Raw genomic sequence first — 25,905 nt, 5'->3', positions numbered from 1 at the left:
GAGGATGTGGCGTGGCGGACATAACCGAGGTTCCACTGACGGTGCTTCGGCTGCGGGCCGCTTGCGTCCGCCGGTTCGGTCGAGCGGTTATGCGCCAGTTGAGGACCTTGGCGGGGTGCTCGGCGCTGTCGAGCACTCGTTGGGCGCTCACCTCGGTCAGGAGACGTCGGGGGTTGTGGCCGGCGGTCTCGGCGTGGGCGAGGGTTGTGGTGAGGGCGGTCCAAGTGGGGTTGGTGAGGATCCGGTCGGCGTGGTCGGGGAGGCCCGCGCGAACGTCCTGCTCGTAGCGGACCGCCGCTCACCGCTCTCGGGTACGTCCTCGACGGGCAGGTCGACGAGCTTGCGCCGGTGGTTGGCGAGCGTGAACCCCGCCGTGCGGTACAACCACGGCAGCGCGGCCTCGCGCGGCACGTGGGCGCGTCGGCGCCACGCCGTCGCGAACACCTCGGCCGCGAGGTCCTCGGCGTCCTGGCGGGGATCGCGACGGGCGAAGTACCGCACGAGCGCGGTCGAATGCTCGCGCACGACCGCCGTGAACCACGCGAGCGCGTCATCGGCGTCGCCGCCAGCTGGCGGCTCGGCGCGCTCGGGCATCGGCACCTCCTGGGTCGTGTCGGCGTCTGCGGCCTCGGTGTCGGCGGTCCTCACGCCCTGCGTGTGTCGCGCTTGCGCCGGTCTTGCACGTGCCGCCGCGATTGGCCGCACGCACGGGCGTCTGTGCGGCTCGCTCAGAAGTCAGGCGGCGAGGATTATGAGTAGAATGGTTACTCATAATCGTTGCGGAGGGAATTATGACCAACGCCCCAGACGCACCTTCCTCATCGGCGACGTGGCCCGCGCTTGCTTGGGAGAAGCACGTCTGGATCCCCAGCACGGTCTGGGGAGCGGACGCAGACCGCGACGCGCTCGGAGTTCCGTTCCGGGCGGCTGTGCCGCCGCAGATCGCTGCGCTCGATCCCGAACCGTCTCCGGATGCGGCATCCTCCGCCGAACTGGCTACCCGGGAACTGAGTCGATTGGATGCCGAACTCGGCGACCGAGTTGCAGCCTTCGGCCCGGTGCTCCTGCGGTCGGAGGCCGCTTCGTCCTCGCAGATCGAGAACATCACGGCATCCGCACGCGCGATCTTCAGTGCAGAACTCGGCGCCAAGAGCGGACGCAACGCCGAACTCATCACCGCCAACACGCGCGCAATGACTGCCGCCATCGAGCTGTCTCAGCACGTCTCGGCGGAGGCGATTGCGCAGATGCACGCCGTGCTCATGGGTGACCAGCCCCGCCACACGCCGGGCCGATGGCGTGAGGAGGCGGTCTGGATCGGCACCCGCAGTGACAGCCCGGTCGATGCGGAATTCGTCGCACCCCATCACTCGCGCATCGCCGGGCTGATCGACGATCTCGCGGTGTTCGCACGGCGGACGGACGTCGCTCCACTCGTCTCGGTCTCCATCGCGCACGCGCAGTTCGAGACCATCCACCCGTTCACCGACGGCAACGGCCGCACCGGGCGCGCACTTGCGCAATCGCTGCTGCGATTCCGCGGCGTCACACGGAACGTGGCACTCCCCGTGTCGGCGGGTCTGCTCGCCGATGTCGAGGGCTACCACCGTGCGCTTACTGCGTACCGCGAAGGTCACGTCTCTCCCATCGTCTCCGCGTTCGCTGACGCCGCGCTCCGCGCTGTCGCCAACACCCGTGAACTCGTCACGGAGATGGACGGCATCCGCGCGAGCTGGAGCGACCGACTCACCGTGCGCCGTTCGAGCAACGCCTGGCCACTGCTCGACGTGCTGATGCGGCGGCCGGTACTGGACTCCGCTACCGCCGCTGCCGCACTCGGCGTGCAGCAGCCGAACGTCTACCCGCCGCTCAGGGCACTCGTGGATGCGGGGATCCTGAAGACGAAGGCCGAGCATCGTCTGGGCCCGTTCTGGCGGAGCGATGAGCTGCTCGCCGCGATCGACCGCTTCGCCGAACGCGCCGGACGCCGCGAAGCGCCTGGACGCTGAGTGGCGGCAACAGAACAACCCTCGCGTCCAGCACCAGCCGCCGGGGAATGGAGCAGTCCCGGAGAAGGACAGGAGGTCAGAGCGACTTCTTGACGACGCTGGACTTCAACTGCATCCGTCCGAACCCGGGAACGTTCGCGTCGATGTCGTGATCGCCCACGCCGTCGGCGATGAGCCGGATGCCGCGAACCTTCGTACCCACCTTCACGACGCCGCCGCCGGCGCCCTTGACCTTCAGATCCTTCACGACCGTGACGGTGTCGCCGTCGGCGAGCACATTGCCGACGGAGTCCCTGATCGAGGCCGGCGCATCCGCCCCGGTCTCCTCCGCCGCTGCGGACCATTCGTGACCGCACATCGGGCAGACCAGCAGCGCCCCCTGCTCATGGGTGAACGACTCGCCGCACTGCGGGCACGCGGGCAGCGCGTCACACGTTGAAGCGGAACTCCACCACGTCGCCATCCTGCATGACGTAGTCCTTGCCCTCCATGCGGGCCTTGCCCTTGGCACGGGCCTCGGCGACCGAGCCGGTGGCGACGAGGTCGTCGAAGGAGATGACCTCGGCCTTGATGAAGCCGCGCTCGAAGTCGGTGTGGATGACACCGGCCGCCTGCGGGGCCTTCCAGCCCGTGTGGATGGTCCACGCGCGCGACTCCTTGGGGCCCGCGGTCAGGTAGGTCTGCAGGCCGAGGGTCTGGAAGCCGATTCGGGCGAGCTGGTTGAGTCCCGACTCCTCCTGGCCCGTCGACGCGAGCAGTTCCGCGGCGTCCTCGGGGTCGAGGTCGATGAGCTCCGACTCGATCTTCGCGTCGAGGAAGACCGCCTCGGCGGGGGCGACGAGCGCGGCGAGCTCGGCCTTCTTCGCGGCATCCGTCAGCACCGCCTCGTCGACGTTGAAGACGTAGATGAAGGGCTTCGCGGTGAGCAGGCCGAGTTCCCTGATGGGCTCGAGGTCGACGGATGCCGCAGAGAGGGGTGTGCCCTTCTGCAGCACCTCCTGCGCCTCCTTCGCCGCGGCGAGCACCGACGGGTCGATCTTCTTGCCCTTGAGCTCCTTCTCGAAGCGCGGGATGGCCCGCTCGAGGGTCTCGAGGTCGGCGAGGATCAGTTCGGTGTTGATGGTCTCCATGTCGGCCTTGGGGTCGACGGTGCCCTCGACGTGCACGACGTCGGAGTCCTCGAAGCCGCGCACGACCTGCGCGATGGCGTCGGCCTCGCGGATGTTCGCGAGGAACTTGTTGCCGAGCCCCTCACCCTCGCTCGCGCCGCGCACGATGCCCGCGATATCGACGAACGCGACGGCGGCGGGCAGGATCCGCTCGGATCCGAAGATCTCGGCGAGGGTCTTGAGCCGCGGGTCGGGCAGGTTCACCACGCCGATGTTCGGTTCGATCGTCGCGAAGGGGTAGTTCGCCGCGAGCACCTGGTTCTTGGTCAGGGCGTTGAACAGCGTCGACTTGCCGACATTCGGGAGACCGACGATTCCGATGGTGAGAGCCACGGGGGTCTATCGTACCGTCAGGTCGGTCGGGGCATCCGACGCTCCCACTCGCTGCCGGCGGCGCTGGTGCAGCGTGAGGTAGACGCCCGCGATGACGACCGCGCCGCCGATGAGCGCCGGGAGCTCCAGGGTCGCCCCGAGCGCGAGCGCGATGATGACCGTGAACACCGGCAGCAGGTTGAGGAAGACGCCCGCACGCGACGGACCGACCTTCGATGCCCCGATGTTCCAGAGCGCGTAGCCCGCCATCGACGGGAAGATCACGATGTACGCGAGGCCGAGTGCGCCGGCGCCGCTCGTCGGCAACGAGACGCCGGTGAACGCGATGACCGGCAGCATGGTCACCACGGCGAACACGCTCTGCACGGCGGTGGCCGTGATGGGCGTGGTGACGAGCCGCCGGGAGATGAGCGAGTACACCGTCCACGCGAGCACGGAGGCGATGACGAGCAGGTCGCCGACGCCGAAGCCCTGCGCGACGACCTGGCCGAGGTCGCCGCCCGTGAGCACCACCGTCACGCCGACGAACGCGACGACGAGCCCGATGACCTGCACGCGGTTGAGGCGTTCGCGCAGGAAGATCGCGGCGCCCAGCGCGATGACCGCCGGGTTGATCGCGCTGATGACGGCCGCGTTCACGGCGCCGGTGAAGCCGAGCGCGGCGTACAGGAACAGCGTGTAGCCGGTGAGTCCGAGCAGCGACTGCAGCAGGTGCAGCTTCCACTCGCGCAGGGCCGCGCGCCAGTCGGGCCGCTCGATGATCCATGCCAGTGCGATGAGCGGCAGGAACGCGAAGACCCACCGGAAGAACGTGAGCGAGATCGGCGAGATCTCGCGCGTCACCATCTCGCCGAACACGTAGTTGCCCGCCCAGAAGAGGTTGGCGAGCGCCAGGAAGAGGTACACCCGGCCGCGTTTCACCGATTCAGCCTACGTCGTCGCGGAGCGGCCGCCGACCCGTCAGCGCAGGCGCGACCGGAAGCAGTGCGTGACGTACGGCACCGCGAGTTCCGCCGCGCCCGCCACGTCGGGGTGCGTGTCGAGCAGGGTCTCGAGGGCCGCCATCGTCGCGGCCTGCTCGGTCGGGCTCGCGGTGATGTAGTAGCTGCGCGATCGCACCAGGTCGAGGAATCGCGCCCGCGACATCCGCTCGATCCACTCGACCGTGTGCTCCTCGATGGCGCGGAACGGCGGGCCGATCTTCACGTAGCCCTCGAACGTCGCGCTCGCATCGTGGCCCTCGTGCATGATCGCGCCGGCCTGCCTGAGCCAGTCCGAGCGGATGTCGCGGCTGTTCCAGACCAGGCCGAGCACGCCGCCCGGGCGCAGCACGCGCGCGATCTCGGGCACTGCACGCTCGGGCACGAACCAGTGCCATGCCTGGCCGGCGACCACCGCGTCGACCCAGTTGTCCTCGATGGGGATGTCCTCCGCCGTGCCCAGGATGCGCGGCACGCCCGGCACGGCGACCTCGAGCTCCTCGAGCATCTCCTCGACGGGATCCACGGCGATCACGTCGCGGTCGAGCGCGACGAGGGCCTCGGTGAGCTTGCCCGTGCCCGCACCGAGGTCGAGCACCCGGGCCGCGTCGCCGATGAGCCATTCGATGGCCTCGACCGGGTAGCCGGGCCGCGATCGGTGGTAGACGGATGCCGCAGCGCCGAACGAACGGGCCACCTCCACCGTCGCGGGGTCGCCCGGGTCGACGACCACGCCGTCGGGACCGCGGTTCACTGGCTCGGCATCCACGCCGCCCATTCCACGCCCGCGGCGGGGCATCCGTCAACTGTCGGAACGGCGTGCGACGATGCACACGTGCCAGTGGACTTCACCGCGATCGACTTCGAAACAGCCAACTCGTCGGGAGCGTCCGCCTGCTCCGTCGGTCTCGTGAAGGTGCGCGACGGCCGTGTCGTCGACCGGGTGCACTGGTACATCCGCCCACCGTTCCCGCACAACGAGTTCTCGGAGTGGAACATCCGCATCCACGGCATCACGCCCGAGATGGTGGCGGACGCCCCCGGGTGGGATGTTCACCTGCCGGCGCTGCGCGAGTTCGCCGGGGCCGACGTGCTCGTGGCCCACAACGCCGGTTTCGACATGGGCGTCATCGCGAAGACCACGGCAGCCTTCGGGCTCCAGGTGCCCGACTTCCGCTCCCTGTGCAGCCTGCAGGTCGCCCGTCGCACGTACCACCTCGAGTCGTATCGCCTGCCGGTCGCGGCGATGGCCGCGGGCTTCGAGAGCTTCTCGCACCACGATGCGCTGGCCGACGCCGAGGCCTGCGCCGCGATCGTCGTGCACGCCGCGAAGCGGCACGACGTCGACGACCTCGAGCGGCTCGCGCACGTCACGCGTGTGCAACTCGGCGCCATCGGCCGGGTCGCGACCGGCGAGCAGCGCACCACGCACGCCCCCATGGCGCTGCAGTAGGCGGCGCGGTGGTCGAAGAGCGCCGCGCGCACCGAGACCCCGCCCCGCCGCACCAGCTTCCGCCCGATGTCGGCGGCCGCTGCGACACTGGCGGCATGGACCTCCTCGCACTTCTCCTCGGCCTTCTCGTCGGCGCGATCCTCGGCGGCCTCGGCGTCGCCGTGGTGTCGTCGCGTCGCGCGGCGAACGCGCCCGCGGCCGAAGACCCGGCGCTCGTCGAGGCCCTGCACCAGGCGCAGCTCGCCGAGGTGCGGGCGGCCGAGGAGGCCGCGAAGTCCGTGCTTCGCGAGGAGCTCGCCGGCATGCAGGCGACCGCCGAGCTGTTGCGTGAGCAGATCATGTCCGCGCAGCAGCAGCACCGCGAACTCGTCGAGCAGCACCGCGCCGAGCAGCAGGGGCGCGAGGCCCGCGAGCAGGCCGAGAGCCGCGTGCTGCAGGCGCTCGCCCCCGTCAAGCAGACCCTCTCCGAGATGCAGTCGAAGGTGAGCGACCTCGAGTCGCAGCGCAACCTGCAGCACGGCGAGCTCGCGCAGCAGCTGAAGTCCGCCGCCGAGTCCGAGGAGCGCCTGCGCTCGACGGCCGAGGCGCTCGCGTCGGCGCTGCGTTCCAACAGCACGCGCGGCGTCTGGGGCGAGACGCAGCTTCGCAGCGTCGTCGAGGCGGCCGGCCTCATCGAGCGCGTCGACTTCGACGTGCAGTCGAGCATCTCGAGCGACTCGGGCTCCGGCCGTCCCGACATGGTCGTGCGCCTGCCCGGCGGCAAGTCGATCGCCGTCGACGCCAAGGTGCCGTTCAACGCATACCTCGAGGCGAGCCAGATCCCCGCGACCGCGAGCGGGGCGGATGCCGCGCGCCGCGCTGACTTCCTGAAGCAGCATGTGCAGGCGGTGCGCGCCCACATCACCGCGCTCGGAGCGAAGGGATACTGGAACGGCCTCGACGCCTCCCCCGAGCTCGTCATCGCGTTCATCCCGAGCGAGTCGCTCGTGTCGGCCGCACTCGAAGCCGACCCCAGCATCATGGAGTTCGCGTTCTCGAAGCGGGTGGCGCTCGCCTCACCGGTGACGCTCTGGTCGGTGCTCAAGACCGTCGCATTCTCGTGGCAGCAAGACGTGCTGACCAACGAGGCCAAGACCCTCTTCGACCTCAGCCGTGAGCTGTACTCGCGCCTCGCCACGACCGCGAGCCACATCGAGAAGCTCGGTCGAACCATCGAGCGCAGCGTCAAGGACTACAACGCGTTCGTGGGTTCGCTCGAGCGCCAGGTTCTGCCCACGGCCCGCAAGCTCGGCGCACTCGACGAGTCGAAGGTGCTCGCGCCGTTGCAGGGCATCGAAGAGGCGCCGCGCGAGCTGACCGCCTACGAGCTCGTCGCGGGCGCCGGCGCCGACCTCGACCCCGAGTTGCGCCTCCAGCTCGAGACGCCCGACGTCGCGAAGCGCGACTGACGCCGACCGCGGCTGCCGGCCGCGGTCGCAGCGCGGCCTCCTGGCTGGGTCGGAGGACCGATCGGTCGCGGATCAGGTCGCCAGCACGCTGATGACGTTGCCGGCCGGGTCACGGAACCACGCGATATCCGGACCCTGGCCGGTGCGGCTCCCCCACGCGATGCCGCGCTCGTCGGTGCCGAAATCCTGCTCCCCGCTGTAGATCTTCGTCACGACCCCGGCGGCGTTCAGCTCGTCGACCGCCGCCCCGATATCGTCGACCACGAGATTCAGCATCGTGTACTCGGCCGGCACGTGATCGGGCTTCGAGTACACGAACACCGACTGCCCCGACGGGAGAGTCAGCTGGAGCTCTCCCATCGAGCCGTCGGTGACCGGGAGCCCGAGTTTCGAACCGTAGAACTCTCGCGCAGCGACGACGTCATCGACACTGAACCCGGGGAACGCATCTCGAATGCTGACCATCGATCTCCTCCTTCGGTGGACGCCCAGGCTCCCACGTGGGCGGTTGCTCGTCGACCCGCGGCATCGCAGGTCAGGTCGTACTACGAATCAGCCCCTCGGCGCGTCGGATGCGGCTCATCGACAGGCGGCTCGAATCCGGCAGCCGCCTCGGCACCCGTGACCACGGACTCGTCCAATCCGTCGCCGAGCGGGTGGGCGAGCTCGTCACTGCCGAGCCGGGCGATCGCGAGCGTGGCCAACGCGATGATCGGCGGCAGCAGGCCGGCGACGAGGAAGGCCGGTGCGAGCCCGATCCACTCGCCGATCGGACCCGCGACCGCCATCGAAACCGGCATGAGGGCGAGGGAGACGAAGAAGTCGAGGCTCGACACGCGGCCGAGCATCGCCGGCGGCACGCGGCGCTGCAGGAGCGTGCCCCACAGCACCTGTGCGCCCGAGAACACGAGGCCCACCACGAAGAGCGCGATCACCATGATCCAGAGCTCCGACGTCGACCCGAGGATCGCGAGCGGAATGCACCCGAAACCCCACGCCACGATCATGATCGTGAGGTAACGCCGCGGCATGCGGAACGAGGCGACCACGAGCGAGCCCACCGCGCCACCGACGCCGAACGCCGCGAGGGCGATGGCGAACGCGCCGGCTCCGCCGCCGGTCTGCTCCTTCACCGCGAACGGCAGGAGCACCTCGATCGGCCCCATGATGATGAGCACCAGCACGATCGCGAACAGCAGCGTCGCGAGCAGCCACTTGGTGCGCAGGAGATAGACGAAACCGTCGCGCAGGTCGACGAACGTCTGCCGCACCGGATGCGACGTCTCCGCGCTGAAGTCGCGTCGCACCGGGGTCGACCGCATCGTGGCGAGCACCACCGCCGCCACGACCTGCAGCCCCGCGACGACCGCGAACGCGAGCCCCGGCGACTGCACGGCGATGAGGAGGCTCGCGAGTGCGGGGCCCGCCGCCTGCATGACCGTGGGACGGAGCACGCCTTCGATGCCGTTCGCCGCGAGCAGCTGATCGCCGGGCAGGATCGCGGGCAGCCACGCCGAGTACGCCGGGTAGAAGAACCCGTCGGCGATGCCCAGCGCGAATGAGATCACGGCGAGGTGCCAGACGTCGATGGTGCCGGTGAGCGCGAGCACCGCCGCCGCCGTGAAGCCGGCGCCGCGCACCACCTCGACGGTGAGCAGGATGCGGCGCTGCGGGATGCGGTCGGCCGCGACCCCGCCGAAGAGCACGGCGATGACGAGCCCGAGGCTCGACCCGACGGCCACGATCGAGAGGTCGGCCGGACCGCCGCCGAGCTCGACGACCTGCCACACCGCGGCGACGAGCCAGGCGCCCGCGCTGAGCAGGGACGCCGTCAGCGCGAGCGCGAGCAGCCGGAACTGGCCCGAGCCCATCGGCCGGAGGGCGCGCGGAAGTCGGATGGAGTCGGTCACCCGCCCATTCTGGCGTGGGCCGCGGACATCCGCCCGCGGCATCCGGTCACCGGTCGGTCTTGTCCAGCCACTTCTCGACGAGGTGGTCGGCGATGACCCGACGGATCGTGCCCGACCTGCCGCGCAGCACGATGCTCTCGGTGCGGATGATCGGGCCCTTCTTGCGCACGCCGTCGACGAGTTCGCCATCGGTCACGCCCGTCGCGACGAAGAACGTGTTGTCGCTGCGCACGAGGTCGTTCAGCTCGTAGACATGGTCGAACAGGAGCCCGTCGGCCTCGCCGCGCTCACGCTCGGCGTCGTCGAGGGGCGCGAGGCGGCCCTGCATGAACCCGCCGAGCGCCTTGATGGCGCACGCCGTGGTGATGCCCTCGGGGCTGCCGCCGATGCCCACGCACATGTCGATGCGTGACTCGTATCGAGCGGCGTTGATGCCGCCCGCGACGTCGCCGTCGCTGATGAGGCGGGTGCCGGCGCCGGCCTCGCGGATGTCGGCGATGAGCTGTTCGTGACGCTCGCGGTTGAGCACGGCCACGCGCATCTCGCCGATGGGCTTGCCCTTGGCCGCGGCGAGCGCGCGCAGGTTCTCGCCGATCGGCTTGCGGATGTCGACGACTCCGATGCCGGCGGCATCCGTCACGATCTTGTCCATGTAGAAGACGGATGACGCGTCGAGCATCGTGCCCCGGTCGGCCACCGCGATGACCGACAGCGCGTTCTGCCGCCCCGCGGCCGTGAGCGAGGTGCCGTCGATCGGGTCGACGGCGATGTCGCAGGCGGGGCCGCGGCCGTTGCCGACGCGCTCGCCATTGAAGAGCATGGGCGCCTCGTCCTTCTCGCCCTCGCCGATGACGACGACGCCGTCGAAGTTCACCGTGCCGAGGAACGCCCGCATGGCGTCGACCGCGGCGCCGTCGGCGCCGAGCTTGTCGCCGCGGCCGATCCAGGGGTAGGAACGGATCGCGGCCGCCTCCGTGGCCCGCACGAGCTCGAGCGCGATGTTGCGGTCGGGGTGCAGGTAGAGGCTTTCGGTATCGGTGCTCACCATCGAGGGGTCCTCCTGGAACGTGGTCAGGTGTCGACGCCAGATCCCGCGTCGAGTGGTGCGGCGGCGTCCATTCGAGACTATCGAGGGGCCTTCGCCGAGCGTCGGAGTTCGGGACGATTCGGCGTGAAAGATCGTGCATTCTTTACGCTTGCACCGTGCGCGGCGGGGGCCCGCGGCATCCGTCGGCATCTGAGCCGCGCTCGGCAACTCGATAGACTCGTGACGACTCGACTCACTTCCGAAGGAGCAGGTATGCCCATCGCAACGCCCGAGCAGTACGCACAGATGCTCGACACCGCCAAGGCGAAGGGCTTCGCCTTCCCGGCGATCAACGTCTCCTCCTCGCAGACCCTGAACGCGGTGCTGCAGGGCCTCACCGAGGCGGGCTCCGACGGCATCATCCAGGTCACCACGGGCGGCGCCGACTACTTCGCCGGACACACCGTGAAGGCGCGCGCCGCCGGGGCGCTGGCGTTCGCGAAGTTCGCGCACGAGGTCGCGACGTCGTACCCCATCACCGTCGCGCTGCACACCGACCACTGCCCTAAGGACGCGCTCGACAGCTTCGTGTACCCGCTCATCGCCGCCTCCGAGGAGGAGGTCAAGGCGGGCCGCAACCCGATCTTCCAGTCGCACATGTGGGACGGCTCGGCCGTGCCGCTCGCCGAGAACCTCGAGATCGCGAAGGAGATCCTGCCCCGCATGAGGGCGATCAACGCCATTCTCGAGGTCGAGATCGGCGTCGTCGGCGGCGAGGAGGACGGCGTCCAGCACGAGGGCTCCAACGAGGCGCTCTACACGACCCTCAATGACGCGGTCGCGGCGGTCGAGGCGCTCGGGCTCGGCGAACAGGGTCGCTACATGGCCGCCCTGACCTTCGGCAACGTGCACGGCGTCTACGCGCCCGGCAACGTGAAGCTCCGCCCCGGCCTCCTCAAGGAGATCCAGGACGGCCTCGCCGAGAAATACGGAACGAGTGAGAAGCCCCTCGACCTCGTCTTCCACGGCGGATCGGGATCGAGCGACGAGGAGATCGCCGAGGCGGTGCGCAACGGCGTCGTCAAGATGAACATCGACACCGACACGCAGTACGCGTTCACGCGATCGATCGCCGGCTACATGTTCCAGAACTACGAGGGCGTGCTGAAGGTCGACGGCTCGGTCGGCAACAAGAAGCAGTACGACCCGCGCGCGTGGGGCAAGGTCGCCGAGTCGGCGATGGCCGTTCGCGTCGCCGAGTCGACCCGCCAGCTCGGGTCCGTCGGCAATTCGATCAGCGCCTAGGCCCCGGATGTCGCAGCAGCACGCCGGAGACCCCGAGGAACCCGCCCGGCGTGACGAGCGCCCTCGCCCGCAGTACGGCGAGTACGCGCCCGAGGGGTGGTCCTGGCAGCCGCCGGCCGGTGAGCAGACGTCCGACCCGGCGCCGCAGATGGCCACGCCGCCGGTTCGTCCCGCCGCGGGTGCGGCTGCGGCATCCGCTCGCGACGCCCGTCCCGACCGCCGAGGCGACCGCATCGCCACCATCGCGTTGCTCGTGCTGGGCCTGCTCGGCGCGTGGCTGTCGGTGGGCGTGCTGCAGGCGATGCCCGAGTCGATGCAGCTGCTGCACTCGCAGCAGGGCCTCGAGCCCTTCACGCCCGGCCCCGAACTCTCGGGGCTCATCCTCACGGGGTCGATCGTGCAGGTGGTGCTCTGGGTCGCGACGGCGCTCGGATCGTTCGCCCTCATGCGGGCGGGGCGCCTCTCGTTCTGGCTGCCGCTCGTGGGCGGCGCGGTCGCGGCGATCGTGCTGTTCGCCTTCACGGTCGTGGCGATCCTCGGCGACCCGGCGCTCCTCGACAGCCTGGCGACGACAGCGCCCTGAGCGCGCCCAGCCAGCCTGAGCCGACGGTGACCTGAGCGGGCGGAGCCGCGCCCCTCAGTCCTGCGTCGCGCGCGCCCGCCCGCCGAGTGCCCGCGCGTCGCGGTTGCCGGCGAGATCGCGGCGCAGTTCCTTCGGCAGCGAGAACATGAGGTCCTCCTCGGCCGTCTTCACCTCGGCGACCTCGCCGTAACCGGCGTCGGCGAGCGCGTCGAGCAGTTCCTTCACGAGTTCTTCGGGAACGGATGCCCCGCTCGTCACGCCGACGGTCTCGACGCCGTCGAGCCACTCCTGCTGCACCTCGCTCGCGTAGTCGACGCGGTAGGCGGCCTTGGCGCCGTACTCGAGTGCGACCTCGACGAGGCGCACGCTGTTGGAGCTGTTGGCGGAGCCGACGACGATCACGAGGTCGGCCTCTTGCGCGACCTTCTTGATCGCGACCTGGCGGTTCTGGGTGGCGTAGCAGATGTCGTCGCTCGGCGGGTCGGCGAGCTTCGGGAACTTCTCGCGCAGGCGCCGCACGGTCTCCATGGTCTCGTCGACCGAGAGCGTGGTCTGCGAGAGCCAGACGACCTTGTCAGGGTCGCGCACCTCGATGTTCTCGACGTCGTCGGGGCTGTTCACGAGCGTGACGTGGTCGGGCGCCTCGCCGGCGGTGCCCTCGACCTCCTCATGGCCCTCGTGGCCGATGAGCAGGATCTCGAAGTCGTCGCGCGCGAAGCGCACCGCCTCGCGGTGCACCTTCGTGACGAGCGGGCAGGTCGCGTCGATCGCGTGGAGGCCGCGGTCGGCGGCGGCATTCACGACGGCGGGCGACACGCCGTGCGCGCTGAAGACGATGTGCGCGCCCTCGGGCACCTCGTCGACCTCGTCGACGAAGATCGCGCCCTGCTGCTCGAGCTGGGTCACGACGTGGATGTTGTGCACGATCTGCTTGCGCACGTACACCGGTGCACCGTAGTGCTCGAGCGCCTTCTCGACGGCGATGACGGCGCGGTCGACGCCTGCGCAGTAGCCGCGCGGGGCGGCGAGCAGGACCCGCTTGTGTCCGGGGACGGGGATATCCTTGAGCCGGCCGCGCACGCCAGGCACCCTGGGCATGCCGAGGCCGATCCGCGGGGCATCCGTCGTACTCGTCACGGTGTCATCCTACGCGGCGATACTGAACAGACGGCCTGAGCGGCCGCTGCGACGGAAGGAGCCGACTCGATGGCGGATGCACCGGCGACACGTGAGGCGCCGTGGCCGGTCGCGCTCCTCTCGGGCAAGCTCAAGGAGTACCTCGATCGCCTCGGCACGGTGTGGGTCGAGGGCGAGCTCACCCAGTGGGGAGTCTCGGGCGGCAACGTCTACGGGAAGCTGAAAGACCTCGAGGCCGACGCCACGATCTCGATCACGATGTGGTCGTCGGTGCGTGCCCGCCTGTCGGAGCAGTTCAAGCAGGGCGACCACGTCGTCGCGCTGGTGAAGCCGAGCTGGTGGGTCAAGGGCGGCTCGCTCTCGATGCAGGTCTACGACCTGCGGCACGTCGGGCTCGGCGACCTGCTCGAACGCCTCGAGCGGCTCCGGGTCCAGCTCGCCGCCGAGGGCCTCTTCGACGTCTCCCGCAAGAAGCGGCTGCCCTTCCTCCCGGGCGTCATCGGGCTCGTCACCGGTCGCGACAGCGACGCCGAACGCGACGTGGTGCGAAACGCGCAGCTTCGCTGGCCGAGCGTCGAGTTCCGCATGGCGTATGCCGCTGTGCAGGGCGATCGCACCGCCGTCGAGGTCGTCTCGGCGATCCGGCGGCTCGACGCCGACCCCACCGTCGAGGTGATCATCGTCGCGCGCGGCGGCGGCGACTTCCAGAACCTGCTGGGGTTCAGCGACGAGCGCGTCGTGCGGGCGGCGGCCGCAGCATCGACCCCCATCGTCTCCGCCATCGGCCACGAGGCCGACCGGCCACTCCTCGACGAGGTCGCCGACCTTCGAGCGTCGACGCCGACGGATGCCGCGAAGCGCGTGGTGCCCGACGTCGCCGAGGAGCTCACGCGCGTCGAGCAGGCACGCGCGCGCCTGGGCATGCGGCTCGCGTCGATGCTCACGCGCGAGATCGACCGGATCGGGCACCTGCGTGCACGTCCGGCGCTCGCCGATCCCCGCTGGATCATCGACCGCCGCACCGAGGAACTGACGCGCTGGGTGGCGCGCGGCACGGAACTCATGGAACGGGGCGTCGAACGGCAGACCTCCCGCATCGGCGAACTGCGCGGCCACCTCCGGGCGCTGTCGCCGCAGGCGACGCTCGACCGCGGCTACGCCATCGTGCAGCGCGACCACGACGGCGTGCTGACGCGTCCCGACCAGGCACCGGAGGGCACGTTGCTGCGCATCACGCTCGCCGAGGGGCGGCTCGGCGCCGTCTCCACGGGAAGGCCGGCGGGCGACGAGGCGGTCGGCGCCGCCGAATAGCGTCGGCGCCGCCGAATAGAATGGACACCATGCCCCCCTCCACGGATGTCGCCGAGCTCACCTACGAGCAGGCGCGCGACGAGCTCGTGCAGGTCGTCGCCGAGCTCGAGCAGGGCTCCGCGACGCTCGAGCAGTCGCTCGCATTGTGGGAGCGCGGCGAGGCCCTGGCCGCCCGTTGCGAGGAATGGCTGATCGGGGCGAAGGCGCGCCTCGACGCCGCACGAGCGGGGGCGGCCCGCCCAGCGGCATCCGACGACGCCGGCAGCCGCTGATGGCCGCGCGCAGTCATCGTGTCGTCGCCGAGCTCGGTCGACCCGAGACCCCTGAGGAGATCGCGGCCCGCCAGGCCGAGAACTCCCGCAAGCACCGCCAGCGCCAGACCGTCAAGAACCTCGTGCTCGCGCTCGGCGCGAGCCTCCTCGTGGTGCTCGTCATCGTGCTGATCGTGCCGCGCAGCGACACGCCGATCGAACGCGACATCGACGTGGCCGCGGTCGCGAAGCAGGCGCAGGCGGCGAGCGACGACCCGCTCGCGGTGCCTGAGCTTCCCGAGGGATGGCGGGCCAACGCCGCCGAGCTGCGCAAGTCGGAGGCCGACGAGGTCACCGCCTGGTACGCGGGCTACCTCACGCCGAGCGACGAGTATGTCGGCATGTACCAGGGCCTCGACGCCAACCCCACGTGGGTCGCCGAGCTCCTCGCCCGCACGCTCGCGTCGGGCACGACGACGATCGACGGCGTCGAGTGGACGGTGTACGACAACCGCCGCTCCCCCGAAGACGTCGGCAACGCCCGGTACGGCCTCACGACCGAGGCCGGAGGCACGACCTTCGTGCTGCTCGGCACGGCGACGCCCGAGGAGTTCGAGACCGTGGCCACCGAGCTCGTACCCGCCATCGAAGCCCAGGACTGACCGCACCCGCACGCCGACCACCGATCACCGAGGCCACACCGACGAACCCGAAAGGATCCGCCGTGAGCGAGCAGCCCACCGCACGCCCAGAGACCCCGGCCGCGACGTGGCGCGAACTGCGTCGCGGCAATGAGCGATTCATCGCCGGCGAGCCGTTGCACCCCCGGCAGGATGTCGATCACCGCACGGCACTCGCGGGCAACCAGCGCCCGCTCGTCGCGGTGTTCGGCTGCAGCGACTCGCGCCTCGCGGCCGAGATCATCTTCGACGTGGGCCTCGGCGACGCGTTCGTGGTGCGCAACGCCGGGCAGGTCATCTCCGACTCGGTGCTCGGGTCGCTCGAGTACGCGGTGGGGGTGCTCGGCGTGCCGGTCATCCTCGTGCTCGGGCACGACGAGTGCGGCGCGGTGCGCGCCGCGATCGAGTCGCAGGCTCCCGAGGCCGCGCCGCTGCCGCCGCACATCGCGAGCGTCGTCGACCGCATCGTGCCGGCGGTCCGGCGCGTCGCCGGCGCCGGGCCCGACCAGCCCATCCAGCCCGAAGACGTGGACGCCGCGTACGTCGGCCGCGAGCACCTGCGCGACACCGTCGCCGAGCTCCTCGAGAGCTCCGAGATGATCAGCGATGCGATCGCTGCGGGTACGCTGGCTATCGTCGGCGCGAACTACCGCCTCGTCGAAGGACGCGCCGAGACCGACATCGTCGTCGGGCGCATCTGACCGCCGCTGACATCTGACCGCCGCTCGCGCGGCCCGCGCCGGGTGGCCCCGGCATGCAACCGAAAGGGAACACACCGTGGTGGACAACGCCGCCGAGTATCGCATCGAGCAGGACACGATGGGCGAGGTGAGGGTGCCCAAGTCGGCGCTGTATCGTGCCCAGACGCAGCGCGCCGTCGAGAACTTCCCGATCTCGGGCTCGCAGCTCGAGCCGCAGCAGATCCAGGCGCTCGCACGCATCAAGAAGGCGGCCGCGCAGGCCAACGCCCGTCTGGGCGTGCTCGACGCCGACATCGCGAAGGCCATCGAGGAGGCCGCCGACGAGGTCATCTCCGGCCTTCACGGCTTCGTCGAGCACTTCCCGGTCGACGTCTACCAGACCGGCAGCGGCACCTCCTCGAACATGAACATGAACGAGGTGCTCGCGACCATTGCGACCGAGAAGCTCGGCCGCGCGGTGCACCCGAACGATCACGTGAACGCGTCGCAGTCGTCGAACGATGTCTTTCCCACGTCGGTGCACATCGCCGTCACGGCGGCGCTCATCGACGAGCTGATCCCCTCGCTCGACCACCTCGCGGTCGCCCTCGAGGCCAAGGCCGAGCTGTGGGCCGACGTCGTGAAGGCGGGCCGCACGCACCTCATGGACGCGACGCCGGTGACCCTCGGCCAGGAGTTCGGCGGCTACGCCCGCCAGGTGCGCCTCGGCATCGAGCGCGTGCGCACGGCTCTCCCCCGCGTCGCCGAGGTCCCGCTTGGCGGCACCGCGGTGGGCACCGGCATCAACACGCCTGCAGGCTTCCCGCAGCTCGTCATCGAGCTCCTCCAGCAGGACACCGAGTTGCCGATCACCGAGGCCGCCGACCACTTCGAGGCGCAGGCCAACCGCGACGGCCTCGTCGACGCATCCGGTGCCCTGCGCACCATCGCCGTGAGCCTCACGAAGATCTCGAACGACCTGCGCTGGATGGGCTCGGGCCCCAACACCGGCCTCGGCGAGCTGCAGATCCCCGACCTCCAGCCCGGCTCGTCGATCATGCCCGGCAAGGTCAACCCGGTGGTTCCCGAGGCCGTGCTCATGGTGTGCGCCCGGGTCATCGGCAACGACGCCACGGTCGCGTGGGGCGGAGCATCCGGAGCCTTCGAGCTCAACGTTCAGATCCCCGTGATGGGCACGGCATTGCTCGAATCCATCCGCCTGCTCTCGAACTCGGTGCGGGTGCTGGCCGACAAGACCATCGATGGGCTCGAGGCGAACGTCGAGCGAGCCACCGCCCTGGCCGGCATGTCGCCCTCGATCGTGACCCCGCTCAACAAGCTCATCGGCTACGAGGCCGCGGCGAAGATCGCCAAGCACTCGGTCGCCAAGGGCATCACCGTGCGCGAGGCCGTGATCGACCTCGGCTACGTCGAGCGCGGCGAGCTCACAGAGGAGCAGCTGGACACGGCGCTCGACCTGCTCTCGATGACGCGACCCCCGCAGGCGAAGTAGCCACGGCGCGCGGGGCCGTCGGCGAGCCCGTCTTCGACGCGGGGCTAGGTTGGAAGCATGGATCACGGAGGCATCCCCGTCACGGCCCTCGATGAGCTCGAGGAGATCGTCGGTCGCCCACTGCCCGCGGTGCGAGGCAAGGTGCGCACCCGCCTGCACGAGCTCGACCGGCAGTGGCTCGCGGCATCCCCCATCTGCTTCATCGCGACGGCCGACGCCACCGGCAACGCAGACGTGTCGCCGAAGGGCGACCCGCCCGGGTTCGCGACCGTCCTCGACGACACGACGATCGCGATCCCCGAACGGCCCGGCAACCGACGCGCCGACGGATTCCACAACCTCCTGGCGAACCCTTACGTCGGGCTCATCTTCGTGATCCCGGGTCGCGGTGACACGCTTCGCATCAACGGGCGGGGGCGGCTGCTGCGCGACGTGCCATACGCCGACCGGATGCGTGTGCGCGGACATGAGCCGCGCCTGGTGCTCGAGGTGTCGGTCGAGGAGGTGTTCTTCCACTGCTCGAAGGCGTTCCTGCGGTCGAAGGCCTGGGACCCCGAGACCTGGAAGCCCGAAGCAGCTCCGCGCCGCGCGATCATCGCGCAGACGCTCGAGCGCCCCCACGACACCGTCGAGGCGCTCGAGGCGTACTACGGGCCGTCGTACGCTGAGAAGATCTACGGCTGAGGCCCGGATGCCGCGACACTCGTCGACGGCATCCGCCCCCTCACCTCAGCGCCGGAACAGGGGCGGATGCCGCGGCGTGCGTGAGCACATGACGAATCGACAGGCTCCCGCCCGAGTGCCCTGCTCTCATGAAGCCCACCCGCCGTCAGCTCGCCGCCGCTACGTCAGCTCCGCCCCATCCAGCATCTCCGACACGAGCGCCGCGATGGCCGAGCGCTCCGAGCGTGTCAGCGTGATGTGGGCGAACAGCGGATGCCCCTTCAACGTCTCGATCACGCTCGCGACGCCGTCGTGGCGGCCCACCCGCAGGTTGTCGCGCTGCGCGACGTCATGCGTGAGCACGACGCGCGAGTTCTGCCCGATGCGGCTGAGCACGGTGAGCAGCACGTTGCGTTCGAGCGACTGCGCCTCATCGACGATCACGAACGCGTCGTGCAGTGACCGGCCGCGGATATGCGTGAGCGGCAGCACCTCGAGGATGCCCCGGTCGACGACCTCGTCGAGCACATTGTCGGAGACCACGGAGCCGAGCGTGTCGAACACGGCCTGACCCCAGGGGTTCATCTTCTCCCCCTGGTCGCCCGGCAGGTAGCCGAGCTCCTGGCCGCCGACCGCATAGAGCGGGCGGAACACCATGATCTTCTTGTGCTGCTGGCGCTCGAGCACCATCTCGAGGCCGGCGCACAGGGCAAGCGCCGACTTGCCGGTGCCCGCTCGACCGCCGAGCGAGAGGATGCCCACCTCGGGGTCGAGCAGCAGGTCGATCGCGAGTCGCTGCTCGGCCGAACGACCATGCACCCCGAACACGTCTCGATCGCCGCGCACGAGCTTCACCTCGCGCTCGCCGACCACGCGCCCGAGCGCCGAACCGCGTTCGGAGTGGATCACGAGCCCCGTGTTCACCGGCATGCCCTCGACCTCGGCGGTCGTCATGTGCTCGTGCTCGTAGAGCTTCGCCATGTCGTTCGACCCGAGCGAGAGCTCGGCCATGCCGGTCCAGCCGGAGTCGAGGGCCAGCTCGGCGCGATACTCCTGTGCGTCGAGACCGATCGATGCGGCCTTCACGCGCAGGGGCAGATCCTTGGAGACCACGGTGACGGCAACCCCGTCGTGGGCGAGGTTCGCCGCGCAGGCGAGGATGCGGGAGTCGTTGTCGCCGAGCTGCAGCCCGCTCGGGAGCACCGACGGGCTCGAGTGGTTGAGCTCGACCCGCAGCGACCCACCCTCCCCGACGGGAATCGGGAAGTCGAGTCGCTCGTGCTCGATGCGCAGCTCGTCGAGGATCCGAAGCGCCTGCCGGGCGAAGTACCCGATCTCGGGGTCATTGCGCTTGGCTTCGAGCTCCGTGATGACGACCACGGGGAGCACCACCGCGTGCTCGGCGAAGCGGAACAGCGCCCGCGGGTCCGACAGCAGCACCGACGTGTCGAGCACGTACGTGCGCTCGGACTGCGCCACATGTTCGGGCAGAGACACGTCAGGGCGTGCCTTGGCACGCCCTGAGATCCGACCGCTGGACTTGGAGGTTTCGAGTGAGGCCACGACCGCTCCTGCCCCGAGCACATTCCGCTCGGCTCTCGCGCCGGCCGGCGAATCCTCCTACGAGCGCTTCACGAAGCCGACTCGACCGGGCGCCTTGCCCGATGCCTCGACGCTACGATGCCCTCGCCGGATCTGCGACAGCGACACGCGAATCGTCACCTGTCGTTCACATTCGAGCGGATGCCGCAGCAGCCCGCCGACGACGACGTCGCACCGACGCGCACCGACGCGGACCCGACGCGCCGCCCGCGGCATCCGTCGCCGTCGCCGTCGCTCAGTACGAGGCTGCCGTGCCGTACGAGACGAACGCCGCGCGCAGCATGTCGATCGTCTCGGCGCTCGTCGCCGCGTGGATGCCGAGTCGCACTCGACCCAGGCGGGTCGTTGCCGTCACGCCGTGGTTGTGCAGTGATGCCGTGAGGAAGGTCACCTGCTCGGCAGGCGGTTCGAGCACGACGAGCCCGGCACGTTCCTGCTCGTCACGCGAGGAGACGACGGCGATCGCGAATTCGTCGGCGAGGTCGATCACCTCGCTCACCCGTTCGGCGATGGCCGCGTTGATCTCGCCGACACCGGTGGCCGAGATCTCCTCCATGGCCGCAGCGAAGCGCGCTTCGGCGATCGGGTCGGGGTACGTGACGCGATAGGCCCGGGCATCGGGCGCAGGCGGCGGCACATGGCCCCAGGGCTCGTCATCCTCGGTGCCGCTGAACCCCGAGAACACGGGCGTGAGCCGCTCGAGGGCGCGATCGGAGAGCGCCATGATCCCGGTGCCCCAGCCGGCACGGCACCACTTCTGCCCGCCCGAGAGCACCACGTCTGCCGAGTCCCACGGCACGTCGACGACGCCGAAGCCCTGGATCGCGTCGACGATGAGCAGACGGTCGCCGATCACCTGGCGAATACCCTCGATGTCGCACAGGTAACCCGTGCGCGAGTCGACGAGACTCACCGCCACGGCCCCGATGTTCGCCTCGAGTTGCTCACGGATCTGCCCGGGCGTCACCTTGCCATGGTCGGTCTCGAGCCAGACGGGCTGCACCGAGTGCAGCGCCTCCTGCGCGCGCACGGCGGCGATGGGCAGGCTCGGGAACTCCTCGGCCGACAGCAGCACGCTCCCGGTGAGGCCGAACATCGCATGCATCACACCCTGCGTCGTGTTCGGCTGGAACACGATCTGGTCGGCCGGGAAGCCGGTGAGCTCAGCGGCGGCACGGCGCACCCGCGCATCCTGCTCGAGGAACACGTCGAAGCTCCCGTGGCGCCCGCGCTGGAGCACCTGGGTGAGCGCCATCGCCTCCTCGGCGGCGGACGTCGAGAGCGGACCGACCCGACCGTAGTCAAGGTAGCCGGGCTCCTCAGTGAACCCGGCGATGTATGCGTCGATCGTCACGATCGCCCCCTTCTCCGAGCCATATCATGACAGACCGCGGGGGCGTGCGACGAAGGAATCATCCCCCGAACCGGCGGTGACGGCCCGCGTAATCGCGGAGCGCCCGTAGGAAATCGACCTGTCGGAGGTCGGGGCCGAGCGCCTCCACGAAGTAGAACTCGCTGTGCGCGGCCTGCCACAGCATGAAGTCGCTCAGCCGCTGCTCGCCCGAGGTGCGGATGACGAGGTCGGGGTCGGGCTGGCCGCCGGTGTAGAGATGCTCGCCGATGAGGTCGGGCGTGAGCCGCTCGGCGAGGTCCTCGAGGCTGCGGCCCTCGGCGTGATGCGCGGCCACGATCGAGCGCATGGCGTCGGTGATCTCCTTGCGTCCACCGTAGCCGACGGCGAGGTTCACGTGCATGCCCCGCTTGTCGGCGGTGCGGTGTTCGGCCGCGTCGAGTGCCGCGATGAGCGGCTCGGGCAGCCCCGTGTCGGAGCCGACGTGCTGTACGCGCCAGTCGCGGTAGTGCGAGAGCTCCTCGGCGAGCTCGGCGATGATCTCGATGAGGTCGGAGAGTTCGGAGTTCGAGCGGTTGCCGAGGTTGTCGCTCGAGAGCAGGTACAGCGTCACCACCCGGATGCCGAGGTCGTCGCACCACTCGAGGAATTCGCGCATCTTGGCGGCTCCGGCGCGGTGTCCGTGCGCGGCGCTCTCGTAGCCGAGCTGCTTCGCCCATCGGCGGTTCCCGTCGATGATCATGGCGACGTGTCGCGGCAGCACGGAGGTGTCGAGTCCGCGCTTGAGCCGGTTCTGGTAGAGACGGTAGAGGAGACCGCGACCGAGGGGCTGATCGCTGTTCTGCACGGATCTACGCTACCCCTCCGACGCCGCGCCCACTCACAGCGGAACGTGATCGACGAAGCCCTACGCTGTGTCCATGAGCCCAGATCGCCGCGACGATTCCTCCGATTTCGCCGACGAGCTCTCCCGCCCCGTCGCGCACGAGGACACGGCGGATGCCTCGATCACGCGCGAGGCGCACGGGCCCGACCTGCCCAACATCCCGCTGCTCGACGACTCGGTGGCGCACGCCGATCCGAAGCCCACGTGGCGGGGATGGATCCACGCGGGCACCTTCCCACTCACGATCGTGGCCGGCATCGTCCTCATCGCGCTCGCCGAGGGCGAGCCCGCGAAATGGGCGTCGGCGGTGTTCGTGGTCACGTCGATGCTCCTGTTCGGCATGTCGGCGCTGTACCACCGCTTCGACTGGGAGCCGCGCACGAGGGTCCTCCTCAAGCGCATCGATCACGCGAACATCTTCCTGCTCATCGCCGGAACGTACACGCCGATGTCGATCCTCGCGCTACCTCCCGACAAGGGTTGGCTGCTGCTCGGCCTCGTCTGGGGCGGAGCGGCCGTCGGCATCGGCTTCCGCGTGTTCTGGATCCATGCGCCGCGCTGGCTCTACGTGCCGCTCTACCTGCTGCTCGGCTGGGCCGCGGTCATGTACCTCGGCGACCTGCTCGCGGCCAGCGTCGCGATGATGGTGCTCGTCATCGCGGGCGGGCTGTTGTACACGGTCGGCGCGATCGTGTACGCACTGAAGAAGCCGAACCCGTGGCCAGGTCGGTTCGGATTCCACGAGATCTTCCACACCTGCACGGTGCTCGCCTTCGCGTGCCACTGGGCCGCGACGCTCATCATCGCGGTCAATCCGGTCTACAACCTCGGCTGACGGATGCCGCGGGCATCCGCTTCGGCGTCAGCGCCTTGTCGGCGCTTCGCCCTCGTCGTCGGATGCCGCGGGCCGCTCGGCCTCGGACGTCGCCGTCGTGACATCCGGAGCCGTCGCCGTGCCCTCGCCGCCGCCTTCGCCGCCGTTCGCGACGAACTCGGCTTCGAGCCGCTCCGCTTCGAGCTGCTGGCGCACCTCCGCGCGGTAGTTCACCCGCCGGATGCGACGCACCATGTCGAGGATCAGGAGCACCACGACCACCATGACGAGGAACGTCGCGATGAATCCGACGACGCCCGGCGTGACCAGGTCGGGGTCGAACTCCTCTTCCTGCGCCCGCTGCAGGAACGGCACCGTCGCAGCGATCACGAGCGTGCTCGAGAGCTGGAACTGGCGGGCACGGCGAGCATCTGGTTCCCTTCGCGGGGCGGGTTAGGCTGGATCCCAAGCCTAGACGATCGAGGCGGGAGGCAACCGTGGTGACCGGGCAGCAGGCCGGGGCGCTGGACGCCCGCTACGGGCGCACCAGACCCCACCGCACCCGCGATCGACTCCTGCTCATCGCCGGCGCCGTGGCCGTCGCGGTGGTGCTCATCGCGTGGGTGGTCTGGGCGGGGCTCGACGGCTCGAAGCCGTCGGTCGAGGCCACCGACACCGGACACGTGCTCATGAACGACGAACGCGCCGTCGAGGTGAGCTGGACCCTCTCGGTGCCGCCCGGCAACGAGACCGCGTGCATCGTGCAGGCGTTCGACGACGACTTCACCGTCGTGGGTTGGAAGGTCGTCGAGATCCCCGCCTCCGACCGCCACCTGCGGGAGTTCACCGAGACCGTGCGAGTGGCCCAGGAGGCCAACACCGGTTTGATCTCCCGTTGCTGGCTCAGCTAACATGGGAGATTCGCTCCGACATTCGTCGGGGCGACACGTCTATTCCGACACGTCTCACGACATGTCGACAACAGGAGTGCAGCACCATGGCCCAGGACACCACTGTCACCTGGCTCACCCAGGAGGCCTTCGACCGACTTGCCGCCGAGCTCGAGGAGCTCTCCACGCACGGTCGCGAGGAGATCGCGAAGCGCATCGAGTCGGCGCGAGAAGAGGGTGACCTCAAGGAGAACGGCGGATACCACGCCGCGAAAGACGAGCAGGGCAAGCAGGAGGCCCGCATCCGCCAGCTCACCGAGCTGCTCCGCCACGCCCAGGTCGGCGACGCGCCGCAGTCGTCGGGCGTCGTCGAGCCCGGCACGGTCATCACGGCGGTCATCGCGGGTGACGAGGAGCGCTTCCTCATCGGTAGCCGCGAGATCGCGGGCGACTCCGAACTCGACGTGTTCAGCGAGCAGTCCCCGCTCGGCGCCGCGATCCTCGGCCTGAGGGTCGGCGACTCCACCAGCTACACCACGCCGAACGGCCGCGAGATCGCGGTCGAGGTCACCGGCGTCGAAACCTGGGGCGGCCAGTAGACGCCCTCCCCGACCGCGCATCGACGACGGCCCGCTCGCTCACGCGAGCGGGCCGTTCTCGTCAGCCGTCAGTCGTCGATGATCTTGGGGTCGTACCCGGCCCGCCGCAGCACCTCGACGACGGAGGCACGGTGGTCGGAGCCGCGGGTCTCGACCGAGAGCTGCAGTTCCACCTCCGAGATCTGCAGGCCCGAGCCGTGCCGCGTGTGCAGCACCTCGATGACGTTGGCGTTCGCCTCGGCGAGGAGCTCCGCCACCCGGGCGAGTTGGCCCGGCCGGTCGGGCAGCCCGATGCTCAGTGTCAGGTACCGATCGGATGCCGCGAGCCCGTGCGCCACGACCCGCTGCATGAGGAGCGGGTCGATGTTGCCTCCCGAGAGCATGGCGACGACGGGTCCGTCGCTGGTGACGGCGCCCGTCATGATCGCGGCCACGGCCACCGCTCCGGCGGGCTCCACGACGAGCTTCGCGCGCTCGAGCAGCACGAGGAGCGCACGGGCGATGTCGTCCTCCGAAACGGTGACGACCTCGTCGACCGTCTCCCGGATGATGGCGAAGTTCAGCTCGCCGGGCCGGTACACCGCGATGCCGTCGGCGATGGTGGGTACGACGGGCACCTGGCGCGGCTCACCGGCCGCGAGCGAGGCGATGTAGGGGGCGGCGTTCTCGGCCTGCACGCCGATGATGCGAAGCGCGCGTCCCTCGCGAGCGGCCTGCTGCTTGGCCGCGCTCGCGATGCCGGCGACGAGGCCTCCCCCGCCGATCGGCACGACGATGGTCGTGGCATCGGGGGCCTGCTCGAGGATCTCCAGACCGAGCGTGCCCTGGCCCGCGACGACGTCGGGATGGTCGAACGGGGGGATGATGACGGCGCCGGTCTCTGCGGCGAACGCGGCAGCCGCCTCGAGCGTCTCGCCGATGGAATTGCCCGCCAGCACGACGTCGGCGCCGTACGACCGGGTCGCGTCGAGCTTCGGGAGGGCGACGCCGACCGGCATGAAGATCGTGGCGCGAATCCCGAGCTCCCGCGCGGCGAAGGCCACGCCCTGCGCGTGGTTCCCCGCCGACGCCGCCACGACCCCGCGCGAGCGCTCGCTCTCGCTCAGCGCCGCGATGCGGTGATAGGCGCCGCGCAGCTTGTACGAGCCCGTTCGCTGGAGGTTCTCGCACTTGAGGTACACCGGCACGCCGAGGCGGGCACCGAGGAATCGCGACGTCTCCATCGGTGTCTCTCGGGCCACGCGACCCACGACCTCGCGCGCATGTTCGAACTCGGCGAGGCTCGGTCCGGGAATCGTCGTGATCACGCGT

28 protein-coding genes are annotated in these 25,905 nt (G+C 69.9%); 14 read left to right on the top strand and 14 right to left on the bottom strand.

The genetic code is table 11. The features are described 5' to 3' along the window. Window positions 1-156: 156 nt before the first annotated feature. Entirely contained in the window at window positions 157-648 is a 492-nt protein-coding gene (locus AB0K73_RS12230) for a sigma factor (protein ID WP_360513539.1), read from the bottom strand. 143 nt (window positions 649-791) lie between these two features. Between AB0K73_RS12230 and AB0K73_RS12225 the strand changes: the two genes are divergently transcribed. After that, window positions 792-2,009 carry a Fic family protein gene (locus tag AB0K73_RS12225; RefSeq protein WP_360513541.1) on the top strand — a complete coding sequence of 406 codons (1,218 nt, stop codon included), beginning with the start codon at window positions 792-794 and terminating at the stop codon, window positions 2,007-2,009. A gap of 76 nt (window positions 2,010-2,085) precedes the next feature. On the opposite strand, the gene AB0K73_RS12220 is transcribed toward AB0K73_RS12225, so the two are convergent. Genes AB0K73_RS12220 through AB0K73_RS12205 form a run of 4 tightly spaced genes read right to left on the bottom strand, consistent with a single transcriptional unit; the run spans window position 2,086 to window position 5,260 of the window. Then, the gene (locus AB0K73_RS12220; RefSeq protein ID WP_360513543.1) at window positions 2,086-2,472 is read right to left on the bottom strand and encodes a zinc ribbon domain-containing protein YjdM; all 387 of its coding nucleotides are present in this window, start codon (window positions 2,470-2,472) and stop codon (window positions 2,086-2,088) included. Next, window positions 2,438-3,511, bottom strand: a complete 1,074-nt coding sequence (gene ychF / locus AB0K73_RS12215) for a redox-regulated ATPase YchF (RefSeq protein WP_360513545.1) — start codon at window positions 3,509-3,511, stop codon at window positions 2,438-2,440. Before ychF ends, AB0K73_RS12220 begins: the two co-directional genes overlap by 35 nt. Window positions 3,512-3,517: 6 nt before the next feature. Further along, window positions 3,518-4,432: a DMT family transporter gene (locus AB0K73_RS12210; RefSeq protein ID WP_360513547.1), complete on the bottom strand. Its 915-nt coding sequence runs from the start codon at window positions 4,430-4,432 to the stop codon at window positions 3,518-3,520. 39 nt (window positions 4,433-4,471) lie between these two features. Further along, window positions 4,472-5,260 carry a class I SAM-dependent methyltransferase gene (locus tag AB0K73_RS12205; RefSeq protein WP_360513549.1) on the bottom strand — a complete coding sequence of 263 codons (789 nt, stop codon included), beginning with the start codon at window positions 5,258-5,260 and terminating at the stop codon, window positions 4,472-4,474. A 66-nt stretch (window positions 5,261-5,326) separates the two neighbouring features. Between AB0K73_RS12205 and AB0K73_RS12200 the strand changes: the two genes are divergently transcribed. Beyond that, a complete protein-coding gene (locus AB0K73_RS12200; protein ID WP_360513551.1) occupies window positions 5,327-5,944 on the top strand; it encodes a 3'-5' exonuclease in 618 nt (205 codons plus the stop codon). Between the two features lie 95 nt (window positions 5,945-6,039). Then, window positions 6,040-7,392, top strand: coding sequence for a DNA recombination protein RmuC (gene rmuC, locus AB0K73_RS12195; protein WP_360513553.1), 1,353 nt, complete (start codon window positions 6,040-6,042; stop codon window positions 7,390-7,392). A 72-nt stretch (window positions 7,393-7,464) separates the two neighbouring features. Here rmuC and AB0K73_RS12190 read toward each other — a convergent pair whose 3' ends face one another. The 3 genes from AB0K73_RS12190 to glpX form a co-directional block, all read right to left on the bottom strand. Continuing rightward, window positions 7,465-7,857, bottom strand: a complete 393-nt coding sequence (locus AB0K73_RS12190) for a VOC family protein (protein WP_360513555.1) — start codon at window positions 7,855-7,857, stop codon at window positions 7,465-7,467. An 80-nt stretch (window positions 7,858-7,937) separates the two neighbouring features. Beyond that, window positions 7,938-9,302, bottom strand: coding sequence for an MFS transporter (locus AB0K73_RS12185; RefSeq protein WP_360513557.1), 1,365 nt, complete (start codon window positions 9,300-9,302; stop codon window positions 7,938-7,940). 46 nt (window positions 9,303-9,348) lie between these two features. Continuing rightward, window positions 9,349-10,350, bottom strand: a complete 1,002-nt coding sequence (gene glpX / locus AB0K73_RS12180) for a class II fructose-bisphosphatase (protein ID WP_360513559.1) — start codon at window positions 10,348-10,350, stop codon at window positions 9,349-9,351. A gap of 252 nt (window positions 10,351-10,602) precedes the next feature. On the opposite strand from glpX, the gene fbaA reads away from it, so the two are divergent. Both fbaA and AB0K73_RS12170 read left to right on the top strand, forming a co-directional pair. Continuing rightward, the gene (gene fbaA / locus AB0K73_RS12175; RefSeq protein ID WP_360513561.1) at window positions 10,603-11,634 is read left to right on the top strand and encodes a class II fructose-bisphosphate aldolase; all 1,032 of its coding nucleotides are present in this window, start codon (window positions 10,603-10,605) and stop codon (window positions 11,632-11,634) included. A 7-nt stretch (window positions 11,635-11,641) separates the two neighbouring features. Then, entirely contained in the window at window positions 11,642-12,217 is a 576-nt protein-coding gene (locus tag AB0K73_RS12170; protein WP_360513563.1) for a DUF6264 family protein, read from the top strand. A gap of 54 nt (window positions 12,218-12,271) precedes the next feature. Here the strand turns inward: AB0K73_RS12170 and AB0K73_RS12165 are convergent, their stop codons facing one another. Then, a complete protein-coding gene (locus AB0K73_RS12165; protein ID WP_360513711.1) occupies window positions 12,272-13,315 on the bottom strand; it encodes a 4-hydroxy-3-methylbut-2-enyl diphosphate reductase in 1,044 nt (347 codons plus the stop codon). Window positions 13,316-13,423: 108 nt separating this feature from the next. Between AB0K73_RS12165 and xseA the strand changes: the two genes are divergently transcribed. The 6 genes from xseA (at window position 13,424) to AB0K73_RS12135 (ending at window position 18,473) form a co-directional block, all read left to right on the top strand. Further along, window positions 13,424-14,665, top strand: coding sequence for an exodeoxyribonuclease VII large subunit (xseA, locus tag AB0K73_RS12160; protein ID WP_360513565.1), 1,242 nt, complete (start codon window positions 13,424-13,426; stop codon window positions 14,663-14,665). Window positions 14,666-14,685: 20 nt separating this feature from the next. Further along, window positions 14,686-14,937: an exodeoxyribonuclease VII small subunit gene (locus AB0K73_RS12155; protein ID WP_360513567.1), complete on the top strand. Its 252-nt coding sequence runs from the start codon at window positions 14,686-14,688 to the stop codon at window positions 14,935-14,937. Continuing rightward, entirely contained in the window at window positions 14,937-15,578 is a 642-nt protein-coding gene (locus tag AB0K73_RS12150; RefSeq protein WP_360513569.1) for a DUF4245 domain-containing protein, read from the top strand. Before AB0K73_RS12155 ends, AB0K73_RS12150 begins: the two co-directional genes overlap by 1 nt. Before the next feature lie 62 nt (window positions 15,579-15,640). Beyond that, entirely contained in the window at window positions 15,641-16,297 is a 657-nt protein-coding gene (locus tag AB0K73_RS12145; RefSeq protein ID WP_360513571.1) for a carbonic anhydrase, read from the top strand. A gap of 79 nt (window positions 16,298-16,376) precedes the next feature. Further along, window positions 16,377-17,789, top strand: a complete 1,413-nt coding sequence (locus AB0K73_RS12140) for a class II fumarate hydratase (protein WP_360513713.1) — start codon at window positions 16,377-16,379, stop codon at window positions 17,787-17,789. A 57-nt stretch (window positions 17,790-17,846) separates the two neighbouring features. Further along, window positions 17,847-18,473: a pyridoxamine 5'-phosphate oxidase family protein gene (locus AB0K73_RS12135; RefSeq protein ID WP_360513573.1), complete on the top strand. Its 627-nt coding sequence runs from the start codon at window positions 17,847-17,849 to the stop codon at window positions 18,471-18,473. A 159-nt stretch (window positions 18,474-18,632) separates the two neighbouring features. Here the strand turns inward: AB0K73_RS12135 and AB0K73_RS12130 are convergent, their stop codons facing one another. From AB0K73_RS12130 to AB0K73_RS12120, 3 genes are all read right to left on the bottom strand, one after another. Then, window positions 18,633-19,949, bottom strand: coding sequence for a PhoH family protein (locus AB0K73_RS12130; protein WP_360513575.1), 1,317 nt, complete (start codon window positions 19,947-19,949; stop codon window positions 18,633-18,635). A 340-nt stretch (window positions 19,950-20,289) separates the two neighbouring features. Beyond that, window positions 20,290-21,408 carry an aminotransferase class V-fold PLP-dependent enzyme gene (locus AB0K73_RS12125; RefSeq protein WP_360513577.1) on the bottom strand — a complete coding sequence of 373 codons (1,119 nt, stop codon included), beginning with the start codon at window positions 21,406-21,408 and terminating at the stop codon, window positions 20,290-20,292. Between the two features lie 58 nt (window positions 21,409-21,466). Then, window positions 21,467-22,252 carry an isoprenyl transferase gene (locus tag AB0K73_RS12120; protein ID WP_360513579.1) on the bottom strand — a complete coding sequence of 262 codons (786 nt, stop codon included), beginning with the start codon at window positions 22,250-22,252 and terminating at the stop codon, window positions 21,467-21,469. A gap of 187 nt (window positions 22,253-22,439) precedes the next feature. Between AB0K73_RS12120 and AB0K73_RS12115 the strand changes: the two genes are divergently transcribed. After that, on the top strand, window positions 22,440-23,126 hold the full coding sequence (locus AB0K73_RS12115) for a hemolysin III family protein (protein WP_360513715.1): 687 nt from the start codon (window positions 22,440-22,442) through the stop codon (window positions 23,124-23,126). Between the two features lie 27 nt (window positions 23,127-23,153). Here the strand turns inward: AB0K73_RS12115 and AB0K73_RS12110 are convergent, their stop codons facing one another. Further along, the gene (locus AB0K73_RS12110) at window positions 23,154-23,495 is read right to left on the bottom strand and encodes a hypothetical protein (protein ID WP_360513581.1); all 342 of its coding nucleotides are present in this window, start codon (window positions 23,493-23,495) and stop codon (window positions 23,154-23,156) included. Between the two features lie 110 nt (window positions 23,496-23,605). Here AB0K73_RS12110 and AB0K73_RS12105 point away from each other — a divergent pair, with 110 nt between their 5' ends. Together AB0K73_RS12105 and greA are read left to right on the top strand one after the other, a co-directional pair. After that, a complete protein-coding gene (locus tag AB0K73_RS12105) occupies window positions 23,606-24,016 on the top strand; it encodes a DUF4307 domain-containing protein (protein ID WP_360513583.1) in 411 nt (136 codons plus the stop codon). 86 nt (window positions 24,017-24,102) lie between these two features. Then, window positions 24,103-24,594 carry a transcription elongation factor GreA gene (greA, locus tag AB0K73_RS12100; protein ID WP_360513585.1) on the top strand — a complete coding sequence of 164 codons (492 nt, stop codon included), beginning with the start codon at window positions 24,103-24,105 and terminating at the stop codon, window positions 24,592-24,594. A gap of 68 nt (window positions 24,595-24,662) precedes the next feature. Here greA and ilvA read toward each other — a convergent pair whose 3' ends face one another. Beyond that, window positions 24,663-25,901, bottom strand: a complete 1,239-nt coding sequence (gene ilvA, locus AB0K73_RS12095; RefSeq protein ID WP_360513587.1) for a threonine ammonia-lyase — start codon at window positions 25,899-25,901, stop codon at window positions 24,663-24,665. Between the last annotated feature and the right edge of the window lie 4 nt (window positions 25,902-25,905).

This window comes from Agromyces sp. NPDC052230 (genome assembly GCF_040679595.1).
Lineage (GTDB): Bacteria > Actinomycetota > Actinomycetes > Actinomycetales > Microbacteriaceae > Agromyces.
This window is presented reverse-complemented; position numbering and strand designations above follow the sequence as displayed.